Origin of the sequence: Exiguobacterium sp. 8A, assembly GCF_902506275.1 — a bacterium.
GTDB lineage: Bacteria > Bacillota > Bacilli > Exiguobacteriales > Exiguobacteriaceae > Exiguobacterium > Exiguobacterium profundum.
The window spans coordinates 1,418,584-1,436,668 of record NZ_LR733630.1; the positions used below are offsets into that span (position 1 = coordinate 1,418,584).

Consider the following 18,085-nt stretch of genomic DNA (forward strand, 5'->3'; position numbering starts at 1 on the left):
ACTCGTTTCAAAGTGGGGTCAATGATTAGTTGCGTTCGAGGACGAACGTCTTGTATGCAGGCACGTTTACTTTTCCAGTTGCGCGCTTGATTGTCTTCGTTCCGGCACGGTCGCCATCGACAATTACGTTCCAGCTCCCTTTAGGAAGGGTGACTTGGACATTTGTCGGGTTGGCGTTATGCGTGATGAACAAGTCGTTCTTTTGACCCGGTGCATCTTCGTCAATCGTGTATGTGATGACATTCGCTTCCGCTTTGTGGAATGTCAAGAATCGTTTCACATCGCTCGCTTTTGTCATCCGAAGACCTGGGTTGGCTTTACGCATCTCAATCAAGCCTTTCATGTATTGAACGTCCGCCTTGCGGTCGGCCGCCCGTTTCCAATCGAGCTGGTTGATTGAGTCTGGTGATTTGTAGGAGTTGTGGTCGCCTTCCTTCGTGCGCATGAACTCTTGTCCAGCGTGGAGGAATGTCGTCCCTTGACTCGTCAAAATGATGCTTGAAGCGAGTCGGTGCATCTTCGTCTTGTCCATTTCTGATGCGGTTGGGTTCGTCAACTCCAGCTTATCCCATAACGTGTGGTTGTCATGGGCTTCAACGTACGTGATGGCTTGCGTCGGCTCTTTCGTGAATCCTTTAATCGTGTCGCTATAAGCGATCTCACCGACGATTCCCGTCTTCACGCGATTTTCCATGCCCTCTTTTCCGTTGACGAATCCTTTGTCCTCATCGAAGAAGACGCTGCCTTTCAAGCCGTCACGGATGTTGTCATTGAAGTGGGCGATGCCCGGCATGTCGTAGGCGTTCTTTTGATTTGCTTTTAATTCAGCATCGAGCGGCGTACCAAGGTCCCATCCTTCTCCGAAGACGAGAATCGACTTGTCGACTCGATTCAACTCCGAACGAACCTTGTTCATCGTGTCGACGTCATGGATTCCCATCAAGTCGAAACGGAATCCGTCCCAATGGTACTCTTTTGCCCAATAGACGACCGAGTCGACGATCAGCTTTTGCATCATCGCCCGTTCGGAAGCCGTATCGTTTCCGACACCTGTTCCGTTGGCAAAGTCACCACCCGCTGTGTAGCGGTAGTAGTAACCCGGTACGATTTTGTGCAAGTTCGATGCCTGTGCATCGAACATGTGGTTGTATACGACGTCCATGACGGCACGTAAATTGTTGTCATGCAATCCTTGAATCATCTGTTTCATTTCCATGATGCGTACTTTCGCATCGTAAGGATTCGTTGAATACGACCCTTCTGGTGCATTGTAGTTTTTCGGGTCATATCCCCAGTTGTACGTCGCCATCGGATTCGTCTCATCGACGGAGGCCGTGTTGAAGTCATAGACCGGAATGAACTGAACGTGTGTCACGCCGAGATCTTTGACGTGATCGAGCCCTGTCTTCGTTGCCGTTTTCTTTCCGTCAACGAGAAGACGCGTTCCTGGTTCGATGACACCGAGATACTTTCCTTTGTTTTGGATGCCTGAGTCGTATTTGTCCGTCTTCACATCAAAGATGGAGAAATCACGGACATGCGTCTCATAGATGATCGCGTCCGTCGATTGTTTCAACTTCGGTTTCATCGAATTCCAACGTTTTGGATCTGTCTCTTTCAAATCGACGATGACACCTTGGTCACCGTTCACGCCGACAGCCGTCGCATACGGATCGACCGCACGGACCTTCCCTGTCGCATGGGTCACTTGGTACGTATAACCGATGCCGTCCAGGTCACCACGAACTTCCGTTACCCACGTGCCGCGCTCACCGCGCTTCATTTGAATCACTTTCTTCATATCTTTGTCGTTCGTCGGTCGGTTCGTCGGCATGTTCCACAGTTCGAGCTCGACTTGTTGAGCCGTCGGTGCCCAGAGGACAAACTTCGTTTTCGACTTTTGGTACGTGACACCGAGTTTACCGTCGTATGCATATTTCGCATCGAATTCTTTCGAACGAAGAACTTTGCCGGCCTGGAGCGTCTGTTCTCCGAACTCCGGGTGCGAGGCTTTGATGACTTTCGCTAAATCGATGTCTGCTTTGAATTGAATCGTCACCGACTTGTCGCTAGCTTTTTCAATCGATTCCACCGTTGCCCCGTCTACGCTCAATTCATCGATGAACGCATCCGTGATGACGCGATTCGTTGTGAGTGTTGCTTGACGGAACGTGTCCGCCGAGAACGAGACAAGTTTTGGAGAGCGATCGATTTGTGGCTCTGAATAGTAGATTGTCGAATCTCCTTCAACGAGCCAAACCTCTTTCGCAGTCCCGAGAACGAATCGGTCTTCCCCATCCTTCTCCGTCCATTCTCCTTTTTTCGTGATCAAGCCCATGAGTTTCTTCGATTCCGGGTTGGCGAGTTTCACGTTCGCGACGGCACCGAAATCATCAGCCTCATCGAAGGCGATGCTCTGCCCGTCCCCACCGTCCGGCCAAGCCCAAAGACCCCAGTCCGTATATGTATTGTCGTAACGGAAATAATGAACTTTCATATCGATTTCCGTCGAAGCCGTCTCCCCGTCCGGGTTTGACGTATAGATGGTCGGATCGCCTGACTTGATCCACACTTCGGCGACGCCATCTTGAATCATATCGCTTGTGATGAAGCGGTCGTTCTCAGAACCTTTATCTTTGTCCCAATTATCCGTGCGGACGATGAGACCGATTTTTTCAGGTGAATCGACTGGGAATTCGTAAGCCGCCACCTTTCCGAATGCATCTTCCCCGTTGAATGTGAAACCTTTGTTCGGGAAGTAATCTGGGCCGTTCGCCCAAAGCCATAAGTTCCAATCCTTTTCGTTATCCGGCGCCTCTTGATAATGGACGACGACAAGCGTCGACTTCCCTTTATCTAAAGCGGACGTCGGCATCGGAAACATTGACAGAATCAGTGCAAACGTTAGCACAACTGCCCATACGGGTTTCCATTGCTTTTTGACCATGAGGGTCCCTCCTTGTAGCACTATTTTGAGAAAACGCTTACACAGAAATTGTAAACGGTTTCTTTTAGTGAAGCAATGTTATTTTAGTAAAGTAGAGCACTAAACACCTTTCCTCCACAAAAAGGATTGCTTTCCGAGAGTTCAACCTGTATATAGAATTTAAGGAGGAAAAACTTAATTGCTATCACTTACAAACTTGATTAATAACCTAATTGCCAACGCGAGCCTTTTGCTCGTTGGTCTATATCTGATCTCACGTTTTACCAAGCTCGGTTTCACAAATAAATTACCTATTCGGCGTCAGATGACCATCTCCATCCTCCTAGCAGGACTCTCTATGATCATCACGCTTCATGGTGTACTTTGGAACGCTCAAGCGGACTTTCAGTATGGATTTGTCCCACTCATCATTTCTGCTTTGTACTTTGGGATATCTGGTCTGCGTATCACGTATGTGACGAGTATTATCCTACTTCCGTTTATCGTTCCCGGAGAAATGCTACTTCTGATCACACTCCTAGATTATTCCGTAGCAGCTGGAACAGCATTTCTGTTCTTACGAATGCGCGAACGGATCCAGCCGACACAAGATATTCGAATCGTAAATATGATTAGTCTTACGTTCATTGCACTCTTCTCTATTCTCAACATGACGAACTATAAGGAGCCAAGTGCATATTTTATGACACTCATCTGGTTTTTATTCATCGGTTACGCGGCAGGCTTCTTTTTGCATATCGTGTATGGTGGCATACGAAAAATCGAACGCTCTGAACGTCTTATCACAAAATATAAAGAAGCGGCTTATACGGATACATTAACGGGGTTAGGTAATAGAAGACAGTTTGATGAGGAAATGAAACGCGTCGATGAAGAAGTGTTCACGTCGCCGAACGAGATTGCGTTGTTGTTAATCGATATCGATCACTTCAAATCAGTTAATGATACGTATGGACACGATGCGGGTGATGCAATTTTAGTCGAGCTCGGTCAGCGTCTCTCTGGAATCGCGCGAGCAGATGACATGGTCTGCCGAAACGGTGGAGAAGAGTTCTCTGTTTTACTTGCCGACTGCAACCTTTCGCAAGCCATGTCGATTGCGAATCGCTATTTGACCGAAGTCTCGAAACAACCGTTTCAATTACCTGACAGTTCGACGCTTGAGGTCACCATTTCAATCGGAGTATCGAGCACTTCTGAACGAAAGGTCGTCACGTCCGCTCAACTAATCAAAAAGGCAGACATCGGTCTTTACGTCGCCAAACGGAAAGGGCGAAATCAAATCGGCAAATGGAGTCAACAGAAAGCAAACTGACCTCTCACATTTGTGAGAGGTTTTTCAAAGTTTATTCCATTCATCGAGCGACTCCAAGTAACGAAGATAGCTCATCTTGATTTCTTCATCCGTCAAATCCGCTGGTAAGAGTGGCCGTGGGACGAGACCTGTGAACTTGGCACCTCCGACATGCGCAAAAATATAAGAGGCGACTTGCTCAGACATATACCTCGTCAAAAAACCGGTCACATACTTCCCGTCTTTGCTCTCGAAGACGATGTCGAGTCGTCGTCCTTCCTGTTCATCGATGATCAACTGGTTGTAAAGTCGATGTGCCTCGTCTTTGTACTTGTATCTCATCCCGCGTCTCGCATTATCATCAATCTCCCACTGATGGTCTTGTCGCTCTTTCGTCGTGAAGATTTTCTCGAGCGTTCTTGGGTCATCAATCGTTAAGCAACAAAAGATATGTTCATAGGACAGTTGATCGTCGTTCACCAAGTCCATGATGTCCGTCTTCGGGATGATCCTTGCCTTGTAGCGCACCATGACACGACGGACGACTTCTTCTTTGTCAAAAATGAGCCACTGCTTCCGTCGCTCAAATTTCTCATGTAACATCTTATAATCCATCCGCTTCACCTCACGTACAGCATATCAAAAGACGACGTCCGGCAGTTGCGGACGTCGTCTTGCTTAGTTCCCGTATTTTTTGAACAACTGATAATTCTTATTTCCACCTGACAAGTTGTACACATCGGTGAATCCGAGGTTACGGAGCACGTTCTGTGCCGCGTTGCCCGTCACGCCTCCGTTACAGTAAACGACGGTCGGTTTGTCCTTGTCCATGTCTTTCGCCGCTTCCCGAAGGTTACCGAGTGGGACGTTGACCGCACAATCGACACACGCCTTCTCGAACTGTGCTGCTTTCCGCGTATCGATGATTTGCATGTCTTCCCCGGCATCGATTCGTGCCTGAAGTTCGGCCGGCGTGATGAGTCGAGCCGCCTTGTCGATACTGTTCGAAAGCACCATCCCCGTATACATGACCGGGTCTTTCGTCGTCGAGAACGGTGGTGCGTAGGCGAGGTCGAGATGGAACAAGTCGTCCACTTTCGCCTTAAGGGTGATGGCCGTGACGAAGACGTCGATTCGTTTGTCGACTCCTTCAAATCCAACGATTTGGACGCCGAGCAGTTGACGCGTCGCACGGTCGGCGACCGCTTTAATCGTCATATCTTTTCCACTCATATAGGCAGGCTTATCCGGTTTCGTGTTATGAAGTACCTCGATATCGTATCCGAGTTCGCGTGCTTCTTTTTCGGCGAGACCCGTCTGTGCGACGGCAAGTCCGAACACTTTGAAGATGCCCGTTCCGAGGATGCCCCGATGTTCGAGGTGACCGCCCGTGATGACGTCCCCGGCGGTCCGCCCCATCTTGTTCGCTGTCGAACCAAGTGGACGCCAAATCGGTTTCCCTGTCACGATCGAGAAACTCTCCGCGACGTCTCCTGCCGCATAGACGTCTGGGATGTTTGTCTCCATCCGCTCATTGACGGCGATCGCACCCGTTTCACCTAGTTTGACTCCCATGTTCATGGCGAGCTCGACGTTCGGACGGACTCCGACAGACAAGATGACGAGGTCGGTCTCAATCGCCTTCCCACTCTCCGTGACGACCCGTTCGACGTGTCCGTCACCGACAAGTTCTGTCACGGTCTCTCCGAGCATGAGCTCGATTCCGTTCTTCTCGAGGTGTTCCTCAACGCGACACGCCATATCCTTGTCGAGTGGTGGCATCACTTGCGGTACACGTTCGATGATGGTCACGTCCACACCACGAAGCTTCAACTGTTCCGCCATCTCTAGACCGATGAAGCCGGCTCCGATGATTGTCGCATGTTTCGGGTCTGTCGAATCGACGAAGGAGCGTGTCGCCTCCGCATGTTGGATGTTTCGAATCGGGAAGACGTTGTCCGACTTCACCCCTGGAATCGGTGGGATGATGCTCGACGCACCCGTCGCAAGGACGAGGACATCATATGAGTCCGTGAACGTGTCACCCGTCTCTAAGTTTTCAACCGTCACCGTCTTCGTGTCTTTGTCGACTGACGTCACATTATGACGCGTCATCACGTCGATGTTGTAGCGCTTCTTGAAGAAGGCCGCATCGCGCGGTGTCAAATCGTCACGTGACTCGACTTCTCCGCCAACGTAGTAAGGAATCCCACAACCAGAGTACGAGATATCGTAATCTCGATCGTAAATCGTGATTCGTGCGTCTTCGTTGTTCCGACGCGCTTTCGCCGCAACCGATGTCCCTGCAGCGACTGAACCGATGATGACTAGTTTCATATATAATCCACTCCTCAATAAAGTAATAAGCTGATGTATAGGCCGAGCAACGTGATAGCCAATGTCGGAATCGTCAAGATGATCCCGACTTTAAAGTACTGCCCCCATCCGATTTTGAGGCCTTTCGTACGAAGGACGTGGAGCCATAGAAGCGTCGCTAGCGACCCAATCGGGGTAATCTTTGGACCGAGATCGGAACCAATGACGTTCGCATAGATTAACGCTTCCCGAATCTGTCCGGTCGTATGCGTCAAGTCGATGGCGAGCGCATCAATCATGACGGTCGGCATATTGTTCATGACCGATGACAAGATGGCGGCCAAAAAGCCCATCCCGAATGTGGCACTGAAGCTGTTAACCGCGAACCAATCGATAAAGTTCGCCAATACTTGAGTGAGTCCGGCATTTTGTAAACCGTAGACGACAATATACATCCCGAGCGAGAAGAAGACGATGGCCCACGGTGCACCTTTGATGACTTGCATCGTCTGGACCGCTGACGAGCGGTTCGCCATCACGAGGAAGAACAAGGCGATGACACCCGCGACGAGCGAAACGGGGATCTCGACTAAATCACTCGTGAAGTACCCGATGACCAGTAAACCGAGTACAATCCAGGATAAGCGGAACATCGTATGATCTTTAATGACGGACGAAGGTTCAGCCAACTGTGAGGCGTCATACTGTTTCGGGATATCTTTTTTGAAATAAAGGTACAACACGAGCAGACTCCCCGCGACCGCGAACACGTTCACGAACACCATCCGCGCGGCGTACTCGGCGAACCCGATGCCAAAGAAGTCGGCTGAGACAATGTTGACGAGGTTCGAGACGATGAACGGAAGACTCGCCGTATCGGCGATGAATCCGGATGCCATGACGTATGCCAAGACGACCGCGTCCGGCAGTTTGAGTGCGCGGACCATCGCCAAGACAATCGGTGTCAAGATCAGCGCCGCCCCGTCATTTGCAAACAAGGCTGCGACGAGGGCACCGAGTAACGTGATATAAACGAAGAGTTTCACCCCGCCACCTTTGGCGATTCGCGCCATGTGTAACGCGGCCCATTCAAAGAATCCAATCTCATCTAAAATGAGTGAAATGATGATGATTGCGATAAAGGTGAACGTCGCGTTCCAAATGATGCCCCAAACCGTACCGACATCCTCTAAATTGACGACGCCCGAAACGAGAGCGATGACAGCCATCCCCATCGCCGAGTAACCGATGCCGAGGCCTTTCGGTTGCTTGATGATGAGGAAAAGCGTCACAAGAAAAATTAAACTAGCAAACCACTGCACAATGTAATCCTCCAATAATCTCTATTTATTTTTTAGCAACTCGGCTGCAAACCGTGCAACACGAGTGTCATTCCCTCTTCTGTTGATTCAACGTCGAGCGTGACGTTCGCGGACAACGCTGTAGCTTCGTTCGCCACGGCAAACGTAAGGTCGTCGAAGTGCTTCACCTCATCGGTCGCTTCCGGTGTCGCTACGGCCAAACCTAGTGTCGGTCCACAGCAACCGGCCTCCGTGATGATGCGGACCGATTTTGTCTGCTCCTCCTCTAGCGCTGTTTTTAAGTAATCGATGGCTTCATTCGTGATGTTCATTTCACTTCCTCCTTCAATAGTTGGGATAACGCGGAATATCCGACCGGCAAATGTTCTTGCCAGGCGAGCATCGTTGGACGCCGATAGCTGTTCACACGTTCGAGCCATAGGACTTCATTCGCGACTTTCGCGGTCAATAGTTTGCTCGTGACATCGAGTGGCGTGAACGATTGATTAACGACCCAAGCGAACGGTAGAATCTTAGCCCGATTCAAATCTGCTACGAGTCGTTCAGCTTCATATACCGGCGTCGCTTCAGGCAAGGTCGTGATGATGACGTGCGTTTGTTTCGGATCACGTAATTTCGGCAACAAATCTCGGACTGCTTCCGGGACAACGCCAGTCGAGCGTTCGAGTTCGCGATGATAACTCTCGGTCGCATCTAACAGAAGAAGCGTGTGTCCGGTCGGTGCCGTATCGATAACGACGAAACGGTCTTTCGCTTTCGCTACCTGATTCGCAAAGGCACGGAAAACGGCGATTTCTTCGGTGCACGGCGAACGCAGGTCCTCCTCGAGCATCATACGTTGCTCTTCATTCAGGTTCCCTGCTTCCTTGAACACATCCTGTCGATACCTCTCAATTTCAACTTTCGGGTCAATGGCATCGACCGTGAACGTATCTGCAATGTTTGTCCCAATCGTGAAAGCGACATGAGCGGCCGGATCCGTCGTCGTCAAATGAACAGAGTGCCCTCTTTCATGAAGCGCGACCGCAATCAGCGAAGCGAGTGTCGTCTTCCCGACGCCACCTTTCCCCATCGTCATGATGACACTTGGACCGTCCGCCTCAATCTCATCAACGAGTCGATCAAGTGATCCGTAACGACTCGAGTCATAGCATGCATCTGCGACAGCGACCGTCTCTCCGTTCACAAAGCGCCGAAGTGCAGAGACACCAATCAGATTTTCGTAAGCATATGGAAGTTTGAATGCCTCGAGGTCAGTTATGCCTTCAGGAAGTTCACGGAGTGCTTGTTGCTGACGCTCGATGAGCCGCTTCGTGTATCGGTCTGCCCCTTCATCCTGTTGGACAAGACCGTTGATGATGAGCTGCATTCGCTCGATGCCGATGGCGCGAAGTTCGGTCGCGGCACGCTCCGCTTCGATGAGCGTGGATGTTTCGGGACGGGCAACGAGAAGCAGCGTCGTCTCTTTACCATCAGTGAGCGTCTCAACGGCCTTTTTGTACTGCAATTGTTTGTCAGCTAAACCGGCAAGCGGACCAAGGCAAGACGCACCTGTCGTATTCGTCTCCAAAAATTCATCCCATGCACTCGGCAAGGTGAGTAGGCGTAACGTATGACCGGTCGGTGCCGTGTCAAAGATGACGTGATCGTACGTCTCACGGGCTGACACGGACGTCAACAAGTCCGTAAATTGGTCAAATGCCGCAATCTCAACCGTACAGGCACCGGATAATTGTTCTTCCATCGACTGAATGGCCACGTCCGGCAATACACCTCGATAAGGTCCGACCATGCGTTCCATATATTGTTTTGCCGCTTCTTCGGGATCGAAGTTGGAGATGGCAAGCTTTGTTTCCGGAACGAGGCGCGGCGTCTCATCGAGTTCCATCTCAAACACGTCTTGTAAATTACTAGCCGGGTCGGTCGAAACGAGTAAGACACGCTTGCCACGGTCGGCGAGCGTCAGGGCGAGGCTTGACGCTGTCGATGTCTTCCCGACGCCACCTTTCCCGGTCAAGAACACATAACGGGTCGGTTCAATCGTATGAAAATCAAATGTCTTCATGAGCATATCTCCTTATTTCTTCAGTGAGATGCGAACTTTCGGCTTTTCTCCATCTTTCTTGGCAAATGCGTCAACCGGTAGTCCCGTCAACTCCGCAATTTCTTCATCTGTTAAATAGGCACCCCGTTTTACGATTTTTCCATCAACTACTGTGAGCGGGAGCATCTCGAGCCCGTTTGCAATTTCAGCTTGCACCTTGACATTTTCAACGAATCGATTCGGTTCCGATGCCAGGTTATAGCGTGACACATCGAAGCCTCGCTGTTTCAACACGTAGTGAATTGTCGCCACTCGCGTCAGTTCTAGATCGATGGATGGACCACATAATCCTGTTGGACAGCACATTGCCGGTTCAAACACTTCAAGTTTCATCGTTGACTCCTCCTTAAATTGCACATTCGGTGTCACAGTCGCAACTCACATCGATTGTCTCAATCTTGTCGAGCAAATCGACGACAATCCCATAAAAAGGGCTTGTCTCATTCAATCGATAGTGGATCCATTGTTTGTCTCGGCGCTCTAATAACAGTCCAGCCTGACGCAACATCTTCAAATGACGGCTGATTGCCGGCTGTGAGATGTCAAAACAGTCGACGAAACTACATGCGCACTGTTCCCCTGCTTCCATCTGTTTCAGCATGGTCAATCGAGTCGGATCACCGAGCACCTTGAGTACTTTGCTTAATTCTTCTGCAGTGTACATTTCCACTTCCCCTTTCTGTATAACCTAATTGTTATATAACGTATCCGTTATGAAATTACCATACTTTTCAACTTCATTCAATTGTCATTTCAAAAAAAATCCGTTATGATGAAACACGTTGTGAAAACACGTAACGTTGGAACATTTCCTTTCATATAATGTGGCATTTGATCTTCGTGAGACTCGAAGATCAAAGTCAAAATATAAAGAGAGGTGTGTTCTTCTTGGAAAAAATGAATACAATCAAACAAGACTGGCTCGGTAACGTCCGAGCAGACGTCCTTGCGGGGATTGTTGTCGCTCTCGCCCTCATCCCTGAGGCGATCGCGTTCTCACTCATCGCTGGCGTCAACCCGATGGTCGGGCTCTATGCTTCGTTCATCATCGCCATGGTGATTTCAATCGCAGGCGGTCGCCCTGCGATGATTTCGGCTGCGACCGGTGCGATGGCGCTCGTCATCGTCTCACTCGTCGCCGACCATGGTCTTCAATATTTGCTGGCCGCTGGGATTCTAACGGGTGTCATTCAAATCGTACTCGGTTATCTCGGCATCGCCCGCTTAATGAAGTTCATTCCACGCGCCGTCATGGTCGGATTCGTCAATGCGCTTGCCATTCTGATTTTTCAAGCGCAACTATCCAACTTTGAAGGGGAAAGCTGGATCATCTGGGCAATCGTCGCCGCGTCACTCGCCATTATCTTCTTATTTCCGCGAGTCACAAAAGCCATCCCTGCACCACTTGTCGCCATCGTCGTCATGACGATTTTAGCCATCACACTCGGTCTCGAAACGAAAAATATCGGAGACATGGGAACAATCTCAGCAACACTCCCGGAATTTTTATTCCCGAACGTCCCGTTGACGTTTGAAACGTTGTTGATCATTCTTCCTTACTCGATTTCCCTCGCATTCGTCGGATTGATCGAGTCGCTCTTGACGGCACAAATCGTTGACGATATGACAGGAACGGACTCAAACAAAAACCGTGAATCGCGCGGACAAGGGATTGCGAACATCATTGCTGGGTTCTTCGGTGGGATGCCAGGATGTGCGATGATTGGGCAATCGGTCATCAATGTCTCATCGGGTGCTCGTGGACGTCTGTCGACACTTACAGCCGGTCTCGCGCTCTTCATCATGATCATGACAATCAGCGACGTGCTCATGCTGATTCCGGTCGGCGCGCTCGTCGGGGTCATGTTCTTCGTCTCCTATGCGACGTTTGACTGGGGTTCGCTCAAAGCGATGCGTACCGCCCAAAAATCGGATACGGTCGTCATGCTCGTCACCGTACTCGTCACCGTCGTCACACATGATTTGTCACTCGGTGTACTCGCCGGGATTTTGACAGCAGCAATTCTCTTCGCTGCTAAAATCTCAAAAATCGATCTCGAGCGAAAGTTCGATGCCGACAAGGCTCATTACATGGTGAACGGTCAGCTCTTCTTCGCCTCGACATCTGAATTCGTCAATCAGTTCGACGTGACAGAGGATGCTGAAGCCGGTATCCAAACAGTCACCATCGACTTTGCGAACACGCATCTTTGGGACGACTCCGCCATCGGGGCAATCGATAAGGTCATCTTCAAATATCGGGAAGTCGGAATCGAACCGGAACTGCTCAACTTGAACAAAGACTCGGAAAAACTGCTCAACACGCTCGCCCTTCACTTGAAGCAACAAGACGCGAACGCAGGGCACTGATTCATCATTTCCCCGTTTCGCCAAATCACCTATACTAAAAGTAGAACGTGCGAAAGAGGAGGAGTTTTTCATGGGAAAGGTATTTTTAGCGGCAGATGGTTCTGCCCACTCGAAACGTGCGCTAGAAAAAGCGATTCAGCTCGCAAAGGCGTCAAATGCATCGATTGATATCGTGCACGTCATCAGTGCGAAGGAATCGAAAGAAGCGGCCCTCAATTCGACAGGGAAAATCGACTTGGAGACGAAGCGAAAGCAGATGCTCAAGCCACTGTTCGATTTGACGGAAGCAGAAGGCATTGCCTACGAATACATCGAACTTCGTGGGGAGCCGGACGTCGAGCTCGTCAAATATGCGAACCATGAGCCATATGAATACGTTGTCGTCGGATCACGTGGATTGAACACGTTCCAAGAATTCGTGCTCGGTAGCGTGAGTCATAAACTGGCCAAACGAGCTCTCGCTCCTGTCATTATCGTGAAATGATGCATCGTCCCCATCTCCGTCGTGAGATGGGGATTTTTTGTGTCACATACAGGGGACATACCGTTCATGTAGAATGTTTTAAAGACAGCTAATTCAAAAGGAGGTTCTCGCGATGGACATCGCAAATGACCCGAATACACTTTTTCTCATCTTACTACCTGTTTTGATTTTGCAACTCATCCTGCTCGTCGTCGCCTTGATTGACTTGTTCAAACGCGACATGACAAATGGCCCGAAATGGGTATGGCTTCTCGTCATCGTCTTCATCAACATACTCGGCCCAATCGTATACTTCTTATGGGGACGGACTCCGCGATGAAAATCACACATGTAACGAAGCGATTCGGCTCCTTCACGGCGCTCGATGATGTCAGTTTCGAATTACGACCGGGTTGCACGTCCCTCCTTGGAGAAAACGGTGCTGGGAAGACGACGCTTTTGAACTTGCTCGCCCGCGTCACCGAACCGACAAGTGGCGATATGACCGGACACGAACGTATTCGGATTGGCTATTTGCCTCAGCGCCCTGCCCTCTATCCATCGTTGACTCCCGTCGAGACGATTCGGTATGCCGCTGAATTGACGGGGACCAAACACGTCGAGCCGATTCAACTATTGAAACGAGTCGGGCTCGAACCGGTCGACCGGCCGGCAGCGAACTTATCGGGAGGGATGCGACAGCGTCTCGGGATCGCCCAAGCGCTCGTCCATGACCCGGAACTCTTACTGCTCGATGAACCGGTCTCGGCACTCGACCCACGCGGTCGACGAGAAGTACTCGATCTATTAAGTGACTTGAAACGAGAGCGAATGATCCTGTACTCGACGCACGTCCTGCCGGATGCCGAAGAGGCAAGTGACTGGGTGCTCCTGCTTCGACAAGGCAAATTGCTCATGGAAGGAACCGTGACCGACCTGCTCGGTTCGAAGTCGACCATTGAGCTACGTCTCTTTGACGATGGGACGACCGATGCAGACTGGACGCAGTTAGAAGGCGTGACCCGAACAACCAAACGTGGTTCGACGTGGACGTTTGAGTCAACGGACCGGAATCTCGCCGAACGGGCGATTTTGCGGCGCATCCTGGAACGGAACCTCATCATCCAATCACTACACGTCGGGCACCCGTCACTCGAATCTTTATTCTTGGAGGTGAACGCCTGATGCGTACCGCAATCTTTAAACAGGAATGGCGAGAGTCATGGTCGAACAAACGACTCATTTGGATTCCAATCGTGCTCATGCTCCTTGCCTCGATGCAACCGCTCACGCTCTATTTCTTACCAGATATCCTCGCTTCCGGTGGCAACTTACCGGACGGCGCCGTAATTGATCTCCCGACACCGACACCAGAAGAAGTGTTGATTTCAGTCAGTGAACAGCTTCGCCAAATCGGTCTTCTCGTCGTCTTGTTGTCGGCGATGCATACATTCAGTCATGAGCGAACGAACGGAACGCTCGCTTGGCTCAAGTCGTTACAAATCCCGACGTCTCGCATCGTTATCAGCAAATGGGCACATTATGTCCTCTTGACGGTCGGTGGTCTCGTACTCGCCCAATTAGCGGCCGCTTACTATACGGTCATTCTTTTCGAGGCGTTTGATGTAACCGCATTTCTCATATCCACAGCACTTCTTGTCTTTCATTTTGTCGTTCAGCTCTCCATCTTCATTCTCTTCGCTGCGATGATTGAGAGCGGTGTTGTCGCAGTCGTCTTGACGCTCGGTCTTCATTTCGTCATGTCGCTCCTCATCGGCTGGGTCGACCTCGATTGGATGCCATGGATGCTCGGTCCACTATCGAGTCAGGTGTTCTTGACAGAAGTGAATCTCGTGTGGCCGATTGTGACCGGAACCGTTGTCGTCATCCTATCCCTGTATATGGCGTCGAAACGACTTCGGTTCATGAGTCATACGGCGTAAACGTCTGACCTTACAAATGATTCATTTGCCACAGCTTCATCTTGGATAAATATGGGTATCTCTTCTGTATGCATACAGAGGAGGTCACATGAATGACATGGAAAAGAAGGGTCGGCATCGGTCTGTTAATCGGTGCAGTGTGGACGAGTCCACAGTTCGCGTCCGCTGAGGGTTCATTCCAACAGACGGAGGATGGCATCGTCTATACATCGAGTGACGGGACGGTGTTGACAGGGTGGCAAGTAATCGAGGGTCATACGTACTATCTGAATGAAGATGGTACCCTCCTCACAGGTTGGCAGGAAATCGAAGGTGCTACATATTATTTTGAGACAGACGGTCGACTCATCACGGGTCCCCATGCGGTCGACGGCACGACATACACATTTGACGAGAACGGGAAGCTACTCACCGGATGGCAAGAACGCGATGGTCTCGTCTATTATTACGACGAAACCGGTCAAGCCGTCACCGGCTTCCAGACAATCGAAGGCAAACGATATTACTTCAACGAGGACGGGGTCCGACTCTCGGGATGGCAACAGTTTGGTGACGCCAAACATTATTTCTTCCCAGACGGCACCATTCGTACAGGCATGTACACGATTGACGGCAAGAAATATTATTTGATGGAGCAAGGAAAGATGGCGACCGGATGGCAGACGATCAGCACACGACGCTATTATTTCGGGACTGACGGGGTACGTCGACAAGGTCTCACCCGAATCGGTGAAAAAGTGTATGGATTTCATCCCTACTATGGGTATCGCCTCGAAGGGTTGCATCGGATTAACAATCGTCACTACCTGTTCGGAAAATACGGCGATCGTAAGTATGGCCTTCAACAAATAAATGGTGTGATGTACGGCTTCCATCCGACCTATGGCTACCGACTAGAAGGTGTCTACACATTGAATGCACGCGTCTATTCGTTCGACCCATACGGACGTCGTGAGTACGGATTTCAAACGGTCGATGGGAAGAAGGTCGGATTCCACCCGACTTACGGATACCGCCTGAAAGGGAAATTCCGATTGGATGGAAAGACGTATCACTTCCATTCGACCGGTGTGCCGGAGAAAGGATGGAAATACACGACCCAGTACGAATATTATGATCCGGCCTTGACGAAAAAGACGGATTGGCAAGCCATCGACGGCAAATGGTATTATTTTGATACATACGGAAAGATGTATCAAAACCGTCGTGTCGGAAACGCCTCGTTCGATGCGCGTGGTGCCTATTCTCAGGCACTGTCCATCTATAAGATGAGCGTCCCACTTTATCGTCAGTTCCCGATGGGGTATCCGTCAGGCTGCGAGTTCTTCTCCCTCAAAATGGCACTTGAAGAAAAAGGGCGTGCCGTCAGCGCCTCGACCTTATATAACGAGATGCCAAAGAGTATGTGGAACGCTCGCTATGAGAACCGCTTATATCGGTGGGTCGACCCGAACGTCATGTTCACAGGAGATCCGAAAGGGACGCTCGGAAAATATAAGAACTATGGGATTTATCCAAAAGGCATGATTGAATTCGCCAGTAAGTATCGTCCGGTGAAAGACTTGTCCAATCAAGGGCTCGGCTCGATCGAACGCGAACTGTCGATGGGCAACCCGGTCATCGTCTGGGCGAGTGTCGACTTCAACAAACCATACGGCTACTTCAACTGGTATACCGCTTCGAACAAGAAGTTCACCGGCTACGTTAACTATCATGTCATGTTGGCAACCGGCTATGACAAGTCAAACTTGTATATCAACGACCCATATCGCGGTCGCTTGGTCATCCCTAAGTCAAAAGTGAGCGCCGTCATGAGCGCGACGGGATGGAAAGCGCTCGCGGTCAGATGAGTAAAAAGGAACGTGTCTTTCATCGAAGGACACGTTTTTTATGTCCGACTAGGAGAAAAGTATGAAATTAAGAAATATAAATTCCTATTTTTATGATTAAATATTGAAATTAAATTTCTGAATGGTACACTCCTGTTAAGAAATTGAAGCGCTTACATGAATCGAAGGAGGAGTTTCTGATGAAAAAGTGGATGGGTGGTATGGCTGCGTTGACGATTCTCACGACTTCCATCGTCTGGTTGGATGCCGATGCGAAGTCTGAACCGAAAAAACCAAAGGTCGAACTCGGGGTCGACCGGTTGATGGAAAACCCGGAAATCTTGAAAGGAAAACGGGTCGGACTAATCACGAATCCGACCGGGATCAACGCGGAGAGAACGAGCATCGTCGACCTATTTGACCAGTCCGATGACTTCGAGTTGACGGCATTGTACGGACCAGAGCATGGCGTTCGGGGAGATGCCCAAGCCGGATCGACGGTCAGTTCCTACATCGATGACGTGACGGGGTTGCCTGTATATAGCCTATATGGTGCCACGAAGAAACCGACTCCTGAGATGCTACAAGATGTCGACGTGCTCGTCTTTGACATCCAAGACGTCGGGACACGCTACTATACGTATATCTATACGATGGCGTATGCGATGGAAGCCGCTGCCGAGAACGGGATTCCGTTTGTCGTCCTCGACCGTCCGAACCCGCAAGGCGGGCTTCGCGTTGACGGTCCGGTGCTCGACCCGGATTACTCCAGTTTCATCGGTCTCTATCCGATTCCACTAAAGCATGGGATGACCGTCGGTGAACTCGCGCGACTGTTCAACACCGAGTATCAGATTCAAGCCGACCTTGAAGTCGTAAAAATGAAAGGTTGGAAGCGTTCGATGATGTATGAGGACACGGGACTCCCGTTCGTCATGCCGTCCCCGAACATGCCGACGACCGACACGGTCAATGTTTACCCTGCGACCGGATTGTTTGAAGGAACGAACTTATCCGAGGGGCGCGGGACGACGAAACCGTTTCAGCTGATCGGCGCGCCGTATATAAAAGCGCATGAATATGCGAATGAGCTGAACGGGCTCGACTTGCCAGGTGTCGCTTTCCGGGCTGCCTCGTTCACGCCGACGTTCTCAAAACACGCGGGCAAACTGACGCACGGGGTTGAGGTCTATGTCACTGATCCAGCTCGATTCGAATCGACAAGAACTGGGATTGCGATGATTCAAATGGCTCACAGCATGTATCCGGACGACTTCGAGTTTTTAGCGAATGACTTCATCACGAAATTGACAGGAAACGCCTACGTGAAAGATATGATTCTCGAAGGAGCTCCGCTTGAAGACATCCTGACGAAAATCGAGGACGAGCGGGACGCGTTTCTCCCAATTCGGAAAGAGTATTTACTGTATAAATGAAGCAAGGATGGGCTCACGAAGAGTCCATCCTTTTTGTAATGAAATGGTAAAACCAAAAATC

General features: G+C 50.2%; 16 protein-coding genes. 8 read left to right on the top strand and 8 right to left on the bottom strand.

The genetic code is table 11. The annotated features are described in order from the left end of the window. Nucleotides 1-25: 25 nt before the first annotated feature. Nucleotides 26-2,947, bottom strand: a complete 2,922-nt coding sequence (gene pulA, locus GVY42_RS07385; protein ID WP_159562789.1) for a type I pullulanase — start codon at nt 2,945-2,947, stop codon at nt 26-28. A 178-nt stretch (nt 2,948-3,125) separates the two neighbouring features. On the opposite strand from pulA, the gene GVY42_RS07390 reads away from it, so the two are divergent. After that, a complete protein-coding gene (locus tag GVY42_RS07390; protein ID WP_159562790.1) occupies nt 3,126-4,262 on the top strand; it encodes a GGDEF domain-containing protein in 1,137 nt (378 codons plus the stop codon). A gap of 24 nt (nt 4,263-4,286) precedes the next feature. Here the strand turns inward: GVY42_RS07390 and GVY42_RS07395 are convergent, their stop codons facing one another. From GVY42_RS07395 to GVY42_RS07425, 7 genes are all read right to left on the bottom strand, one after another. Continuing rightward, complete coding sequence (locus GVY42_RS07395) at nt 4,287-4,856, bottom strand: hypothetical protein (RefSeq protein WP_159562791.1); 570 nt, start codon at nt 4,854-4,856, stop codon at nt 4,287-4,289. Nucleotides 4,857-4,919: 63 nt separating this feature from the next. After that, nucleotides 4,920-6,578: an FAD-dependent oxidoreductase gene (locus GVY42_RS07400; protein ID WP_159562792.1), complete on the bottom strand. Its 1,659-nt coding sequence runs from the start codon at nt 6,576-6,578 to the stop codon at nt 4,920-4,922. A gap of 14 nt (nt 6,579-6,592) precedes the next feature. Then, nucleotides 6,593-7,879, bottom strand: coding sequence for an arsenic transporter (locus GVY42_RS07405; RefSeq protein ID WP_159562793.1), 1,287 nt, complete (start codon nt 7,877-7,879; stop codon nt 6,593-6,595). Nucleotides 7,880-7,911: 32 nt separating this feature from the next. Beyond that, nucleotides 7,912-8,190, bottom strand: coding sequence for a Fe-S cluster assembly protein HesB (locus GVY42_RS07410; RefSeq protein ID WP_074036072.1), 279 nt, complete (start codon nt 8,188-8,190; stop codon nt 7,912-7,914). Beyond that, a complete protein-coding gene (gene arsA / locus GVY42_RS07415; protein ID WP_159562794.1) occupies nt 8,187-9,944 on the bottom strand; it encodes an arsenical pump-driving ATPase in 1,758 nt (585 codons plus the stop codon). Before arsA ends, GVY42_RS07410 begins: the two co-directional genes overlap by 4 nt. Nucleotides 9,945-9,956: 12 nt before the next feature. Next, nucleotides 9,957-10,316 (bottom strand): arsenite efflux transporter metallochaperone ArsD, encoded by a 360-nt coding sequence (gene arsD / locus GVY42_RS07420; RefSeq protein ID WP_159562795.1) that lies wholly within the window; start codon nt 10,314-10,316, stop codon nt 9,957-9,959. Nucleotides 10,317-10,329: 13 nt separating this feature from the next. After that, nucleotides 10,330-10,647: a helix-turn-helix transcriptional regulator gene (locus GVY42_RS07425; protein ID WP_012727076.1), complete on the bottom strand. Its 318-nt coding sequence runs from the start codon at nt 10,645-10,647 to the stop codon at nt 10,330-10,332. 233 nt (nt 10,648-10,880) lie between these two features. Between GVY42_RS07425 and GVY42_RS07430 the strand changes: the two genes are divergently transcribed. The 7 genes from GVY42_RS07430 to GVY42_RS07460 all read left to right on the top strand — a co-directional run bounded on the left by GVY42_RS07430 (nt 10,881) and on the right by GVY42_RS07460 (nt 18,024). Beyond that, complete coding sequence (locus GVY42_RS07430) at nt 10,881-12,353, top strand: SulP family inorganic anion transporter (RefSeq protein WP_201302266.1); 1,473 nt, start codon at nt 10,881-10,883, stop codon at nt 12,351-12,353. A 70-nt stretch (nt 12,354-12,423) separates the two neighbouring features. Next, a complete protein-coding gene (locus GVY42_RS07435) occupies nt 12,424-12,837 on the top strand; it encodes a universal stress protein (RefSeq protein WP_047794988.1) in 414 nt (137 codons plus the stop codon). A 112-nt stretch (nt 12,838-12,949) separates the two neighbouring features. Next, nucleotides 12,950-13,156 carry a PLD nuclease N-terminal domain-containing protein gene (locus GVY42_RS07440; RefSeq protein ID WP_012727079.1) on the top strand — a complete coding sequence of 69 codons (207 nt, stop codon included), beginning with the start codon at nt 12,950-12,952 and terminating at the stop codon, nt 13,154-13,156. Then, complete coding sequence (locus tag GVY42_RS07445) at nt 13,153-14,001, top strand: ABC transporter ATP-binding protein (protein ID WP_159562797.1); 849 nt, start codon at nt 13,153-13,155, stop codon at nt 13,999-14,001. Before GVY42_RS07440 ends, GVY42_RS07445 begins: the two co-directional genes overlap by 4 nt. Beyond that, complete coding sequence (locus GVY42_RS07450; RefSeq protein WP_159562798.1) at nt 14,001-14,759, top strand: ABC transporter permease; 759 nt, start codon at nt 14,001-14,003, stop codon at nt 14,757-14,759. The genes GVY42_RS07445 and GVY42_RS07450 overlap by 1 nt, the downstream gene beginning before the upstream one ends. A gap of 92 nt (nt 14,760-14,851) precedes the next feature. Next, nucleotides 14,852-16,609, top strand: coding sequence for a C39 family peptidase (locus GVY42_RS07455; RefSeq protein ID WP_159562799.1), 1,758 nt, complete (start codon nt 14,852-14,854; stop codon nt 16,607-16,609). Nucleotides 16,610-16,800: 191 nt separating this feature from the next. Beyond that, nucleotides 16,801-18,024: an exo-beta-N-acetylmuramidase NamZ domain-containing protein gene (locus tag GVY42_RS07460; RefSeq protein WP_371730229.1), complete on the top strand. Its 1,224-nt coding sequence runs from the start codon at nt 16,801-16,803 to the stop codon at nt 18,022-18,024. Nucleotides 18,025-18,085: the final 61 nt, after the last annotated feature.